A 5,399-nucleotide genomic window follows, 5' to 3' on the forward strand; every position below is an offset into this window, starting at 1 on the left:
TGTCCCTCGCCGTGGTGGGGGGGCGCGGCGGCCTGGACGCCGTCCGCGCCGCCATGGCCCGCCGCGGACCGCAGGCCCGCCCGGTCGGCCGCCGCGTCGTCCAGCCGACCGGTTTCGCGATGTCCCCGTACTCCGACATCGGCCATGCCGGACCCGCCGTCAAACGTCCCCCGCGCGCGCCCCTCTGGCACACCAGCGGAGGGTCGTCCGGCCCGTCCCCGAACTAGCCGCTAGTCGCTCTTCACCTGGAGGCGGGTGATCTGGAAGACGGTGGCCATGCACAGCGCGGCGGCGAGCGCCTGGAACGCGGACGCGGCGACGCCCACGTGCACGTCGAACCGGGCGTCGGCGAGCGTGTCGACGCTGCCGTGCCCGAACATCCGGGCGAGCAGCAGGGCGACCAGCGCGCACGCCCACCAGCCGGCCACGACGAGGCCCGCCGCGTGCCGCTCCGTCGTCCGGTACCGGCCGCTGTTCACCCACACCTCGTAGACCATGCGCGGCGGCAGCCACAGGTTCACCACCGGGCAGAACCAGCCGAACAGCACCCACGCGCGGTGATGCCGGTGCGGCCCCGGCGACTGCCCGTACGCGCGCCACAGCCACGCCAGGTACAGCATCCCGGTGACCGCCGCCATGATCGCGCCGATCAGGAACACGTCCTGGTACGGCGCGAGGGCCTTGTCCGTCACGGACGCGTTGTAGGTGTCATGGGTCGCGTCGTGCAGCGGGCGCGCCATCCGCAGCAGGCTGATCCCCGACCCGAGCGAGACGAACGCGTCGAAGCCCAGCAGCATGAACACCGCCACCCCGACGGCGCGGAAGTCGCGGCGCCGCGCCCAGGCCCCGCATGCCGGGCACCGGGCGACCTCGGACGGGATGATGTCGCCGCATAGCGCACACGGCATGGTTCTCACCTCCGAGGGGCCTTTTTTACCGTTCGCTGCTTCGGATACTACGTATCTTTGACCGTCTTGGACCCGGAAGGGTTCGCGCTCTTCCAGGGGATCTTCAGGAGCGGCCCGCCGCTACCGGCCGAGGACGAGGCGTCCCGTCACATACGTCACGGCGGCGGTCACCAGCAGCCACGCGGCCAGCCGCCGCAGGCCGCCACCGGCCACGAGCCGGGCCGGCCGGAACCCCGTCACCGCCGCCAGCGACCACCACTCCGCGGCCAGCGCGATCGTCGCGTACAGCGACCCGTAGCCGAGCACCGCGAACGTCAGGACGACGCCCGCCGGGGTGACGGTGTGCGCGAACAGCGCCGGGCCCCGCTCGCGGCCGCGCAGCCCGCGGCGCAGCCCCGCGAGGACCACGCCCCAGCCGGCCGCGCACAGGATCCAGATGACCACCACGGTCACGGGGATGCCGTCGATCGACTCCGGTGCCAGTGCCGTTCCCCCGTGCTCCTCCGATGTGCGCGCCGCGGCGCCGTGCCGCCGTCCGGAAGCCGCTAGGCCATCAGGCCAGACTCCCACGCCCACGCGGCGACCTCGACCCGGTTCCGCGCGCCCAGCTTGCGGTGCACGCTGCCGAGGTGCGTCTTCACCGTGGACAGCGACACGAACAGCTCCCCGGCGATCTCCTCGTTCGTGCGGCCGCGCGCGACGAGCCGGATCACCTCCAGCTCCCGCTCCGTCGGCTGCTCGCGGGGCGGCGCGGGCGCGGCGGGCGGGCGCGCCAGGTTCTCCAGCAGCCGGACGGTGATCGACGGCGACACCAGCGCCTCCCCGTTCGCCGCCGCCCGCACCGCCTCGACCAGCAGCGCCGGCCCGCTGTCCTTGAGCAGGAACCCGACCGCGCCGCCGCGCAGCGCCCCGTACACGTACTCGTCCATGTCGAACGTCGTGACGATCACCACCCGCGGCGGGTCCGCGACGTCGGGGCCCGCGACGAGCCGGGTCGCCTCCAGGCCGTCCATCCTCGGCATCCGGATGTCGAACAGGCACACGTCCGGGCGGAGCCGCCGGGCCAGCGCCACGGCCGCGGCGCCGTCGGCCGCCTCCCCGACCACCTCCATGTCGGGCTGCGAGTCGACGATCATCCGGAACCCGGTCCGGACCATCTCCTGGTCGTCGGCGATCAGTACGCGGATGGTCACGGGATCATTTTGCCTTGCTCTCGGCGCCGGGCGGCCGGGCGGCCGGGGTCACTCCTTCGCGGCGGCGGGGAGGAGCGCGACGACCTCCCAGCCGCCCTCCGGGCGGGGGCCGGCGCGCAGGCGGCCGCCGAGCGCGTCCACCCGCTCGGACAGCCCGGCCAGCCCGAACCCCGAGGACGGCAGCCGCCGGCCCCGGCCCTGCCCGTCGTCGCGGACGCTCACCTCGACCGACCCGCCGGCCGCCCGCGCGACCGCGACCCGGACGGACGCGGCGTCCGCGGCGTGCTTGCGGACGTTGGTCAGCGACTCCTGCACCACCCGGTGCACCGAGGCGGCGACCTCGGGCGGCAGCGGGCCGAGGTCGGGCGCGAGCGCGAGGGTGGCGGGCGGGTCGGCGAACCCGGCGACCAGGTCGCGGAGCCGGCCGAGGTCGCCGACCGGCCGGGTCGCCGCCTCGCCCGCCGCCCCGCCCGCCGTTTCCGCCGTGCCCGCCGTCTTGCCCGCGGCGCCGAACGCCTCGCCGTCGGCGGCGCCGGTGTGCTGCGCGTCCCGCAGCAGCCCCACCATCTGCCGCATCGACGTCAGCGCCTCGGTGCCCGCCTTCTCGATCCCGGCGAACATGGTGTCGAGCCGCTCGGGCGACTGCGCGGCGCCCGACCGCGCCGCGAACCGCGCGGCCTGCGCCTGGACGACGATGCCGGTCACGTGGTGGGCGACGAAGTCGTGCAGGTCGCGGGCCAGTTCCAGCCGCTCGTCGCGGCGCGCCGCCGCGAGCGACCGGGCCCGGCGGGCGTCGACCGCGCGCAGGTAGAGCCCGACACCGAGGGCGACGGCGACCGTGATGCCGAGCGGCGCCGTGAACACCAGCGCGGCGACCGGCGACCACCGCAGCGGGACGGCCAGCACCGCCGCGCCGAGCAGCACCGCGAGCGGCACGAGCCGGTCCCGGGGCGCCTTCCAGACCACCCGCGCGATGACGATGAGCAACCCGCCGATCTCGGCGAACACGCCGGGGTTGCTGTTGTGCAGGTCCACGGCGGTGCTGACATAGAAGGTGCCGAGCAGGGACAGCGCGCCCGCGCCGACCGCCGCGCGGATCCGCCACCGGCCCGGGGCGAGGGCCGCCGCGTTGGCCGCCGCGGCGAACACGATCAGCCAGATCTGCGGCCGCTCGTGATGGACCGCGATCAGCCCGGCCAGCAGGTACAGCGAGGCGAAACCGCCGTACGCGATGCGCATGAGGCACCCGCCCACCGAGTGGACGCGGTCCAGCCCCGTTCCCGTATCGCTCACGATTATGCAGGTTACGACCCGGAGCGGATCCTGGGATCGGCCGTTCGGCCGATGGGCGGCCGCCGGGGACCGGACCTGTGCCCGATGTGCGCGCGCCCCCGCCGCGCGCACGCTGGAGCCATGGAACTGATCTACACCCCCCTCATCGTCGTGTTCGCCGTCTTCGTGATCTACGGCGGGCTGGTCATCCCCGTCCGGGAGATCGTCGAGTCGATCCGGGACCGGCGCTCCCGGGGCCCGTCGGACCGCGGCGAGCCCAGCCCCGACGCCGGGCCCGACGCCGAGTCTGGCTCGGCGTCCGGTGACGTCATCGAGCTGCGGTCGGCCGGGGAGCGGCGGAGGGCCGCCGCGTGAGCGAGCCCCGTCCCCTCGCCGGGCCGGAGCCGGTCCTCGCGGGCCGTGGCCTGGTCAAGCGGTTCGGCGCCGCCGTCGCGCTGGACGGCGTCGACCTCGCGGTCGGCCGCGCCGAGGCCGTCGCGATCATGGGTCCGAGCGGGTCCGGTAAGTCCACCCTGCTGCACTGCCTTGCCGGGATCATGCGCCCGGACGCGGGGGAGGTGCACCTGCTCGGGCAGCGCATCGACGCGCTCGGCGAGCGCCGCCGCAGCACGCTGCGCCGCACCCGGTTCGGGTTCGTGTTCCAGTTCGGGCAGCTGCTCCCCGAACTGCCCGCCGAGGAGAACGTCGCACTCCCGCTCATGCTGAACGGCACGCCGCGCCGCGAGGCCGTCAAGGCCGCCCGGAGCTGGTTCGGCCCGCTCGGGCTCGCCGGGATGGAAGGCCGGCGGCCAGGCGAATTGTCCGGCGGGCAGGCGCAGCGGGTCGCGATCGCCCGCGCGCTGGCGCCGCGCCCGGCGGTCGTCTTCGCCGACGAGCCGACCGGCGCGCTCGACCAGGCCACCGGCCACGAGACGATGCGGCTGCTGACCGAGGCGACCCGGCACAACGACGCGTCGCTGGTCGTCGTGACGCACGACCCGTCCGTGGCGCGCTGGTGCGACCGGACGGTGCAGGTCCGCGACGGCCGCGTCCAGCAGCCGGTCTCCGAGGCGGTGTGATGCCCGGCACCCTGGACCTCGCCTGGCGGTTGCTGCGCGGCGGGGGCCGCCGCAACCTGCTCGGCTCGGGGCTCACCCTCGCCGCGGTGGCCGTCTCGACGGGCCTGCTGCTGTTCGCGGTGACGGCCAACCTCGCGTTCGCGCACCGCACCCATGCCGACTCGTGGCGGCACCCCGGCAAGGCGGACGCGGACCCGGTGATGATCGAGGCGCTCGCGACCGACCACGTCCGCGGCAAGCCGATCACCGTCGTGGACCTGGCGGCGCTGAAGCCGGACGCGCCCGCGCCGCCCGGCATGCCGCGCTTCCCGAGGCCTGGGGAGACGTGGACCTCGCCCGCCCTCGCCCGGCTGCTGAAGGACCTGCCGTCCGACCAGCTCGCGGGCCGGTTCCCCGCCCGCGCCGGGACCCTCGGACGGGACGCGCTCGTCCACCCGGGCGAGCTCGTCGCCGTGGTCGGCCACGCACCCGGCGACCCCGCGATGACGGCGGACCGCGACGGCCTCTCCGGTGTGGAGGGCACCGCCGCGCCCACCCGGATCGCCCGCTACTCCACCGGCGCCGCCGCGTTCTCCGGCGTCTACCAGGCGCTCGTCGCGATCGCGTCGGTGCTGATGGTCGTGCCGCTGCTGGTGTTCGGCGGCGCCGCCGCCCGGCTGACCGTCGCGCGCCGCGACCGGCGGCTCGCCGCGCTGCGGCTGGTCGGCGCCACCCCCGGGCAGGTCGTCGCGATCACCACCGCGGAGGCCGTGCTCACCGCGGCGGCGGGCGCGCTGGCCGGGACCGCCCTGTACGCGGCGGCGATCCCGGCGCTCACCCGCATCACCATCGCGGGCGGCGGCTGGTACGCCTCCGACCTGTGGCCGGGCCTCCCCGTCACCGGGGCGGTGCTCGCGGCGCAGCCCGGCGACCGCGCTGACGCCGACGAGGACGGGCACCGCCGCGAG

At 75.9% G+C, this 5,399-nt stretch carries 7 protein-coding genes and 1 pseudogene; 4 read left to right on the forward strand and 4 right to left on the reverse strand.

The window, feature by feature from the left end; all coding sequences use genetic code 11:
- On the forward strand, positions 1 to 227 hold a 227-nt coding region (locus ABZ914_RS45445; RefSeq protein ID WP_500200892.1), incomplete at its 5' end, for a hypothetical protein.
- A gap of 3 nt (positions 228 to 230) precedes the next feature.
- On the opposite strand, the gene ABZ914_RS45450 is transcribed toward ABZ914_RS45445, so the two are convergent.
- The 4 genes from ABZ914_RS45450 to ABZ914_RS45465 all read right to left on the reverse strand — a co-directional run bounded on the left by ABZ914_RS45450 (position 231) and on the right by ABZ914_RS45465 (position 3,394).
- Positions 231 to 908, reverse strand: coding sequence for a DUF4328 domain-containing protein (locus ABZ914_RS45450; RefSeq protein WP_190868438.1), 678 nt, complete (start codon positions 906 to 908; stop codon positions 231 to 233).
- Positions 909 to 1,028: 120 nt separating this feature from the next.
- Positions 1,029 to 1,361, reverse strand: coding sequence for a hypothetical protein (locus ABZ914_RS45455; RefSeq protein ID WP_347257147.1), 333 nt, complete (start codon positions 1,359 to 1,361; stop codon positions 1,029 to 1,031).
- A 92-nt stretch (positions 1,362 to 1,453) separates the two neighbouring features.
- Entirely contained in the window at positions 1,454 to 2,101 is a 648-nt protein-coding gene (locus tag ABZ914_RS45460; RefSeq protein ID WP_190868439.1) for a response regulator, read from the reverse strand.
- Between the two features lie 48 nt (positions 2,102 to 2,149).
- Complete coding sequence (locus ABZ914_RS45465) at positions 2,150 to 3,394, reverse strand: sensor histidine kinase (RefSeq protein ID WP_500200893.1); 1,245 nt, start codon at positions 3,392 to 3,394, stop codon at positions 2,150 to 2,152.
- A 120-nt stretch (positions 3,395 to 3,514) separates the two neighbouring features.
- Between ABZ914_RS45465 and ABZ914_RS45470 the strand changes: the two genes are divergently transcribed.
- The 3 genes and pseudogenes from ABZ914_RS45470 to ABZ914_RS45480 all read left to right on the forward strand — a co-directional run.
- Positions 3,515 to 3,748, forward strand: coding sequence for a hypothetical protein (locus ABZ914_RS45470; RefSeq protein ID WP_500200894.1), 234 nt, complete (start codon positions 3,515 to 3,517; stop codon positions 3,746 to 3,748).
- Positions 3,745 to 4,452, forward strand: a complete 708-nt coding sequence (locus tag ABZ914_RS45475) for an ABC transporter ATP-binding protein (RefSeq protein WP_500200895.1) — start codon at positions 3,745 to 3,747, stop codon at positions 4,450 to 4,452. The genes ABZ914_RS45470 and ABZ914_RS45475 overlap by 4 nt, the downstream gene beginning before the upstream one ends.
- Positions 4,452 to 5,399: pseudogene (locus tag ABZ914_RS45480) on the forward strand (FtsX-like permease family protein); the annotation flags it as partial. The gene ABZ914_RS45475 and the pseudogene ABZ914_RS45480, both read left to right, overlap by 1 nt.

The organism is Spirillospora sp. NPDC046719, assembly GCF_040645715.1.
Lineage (GTDB): Bacteria > Actinomycetota > Actinomycetes > Streptosporangiales > Streptosporangiaceae > Spirillospora.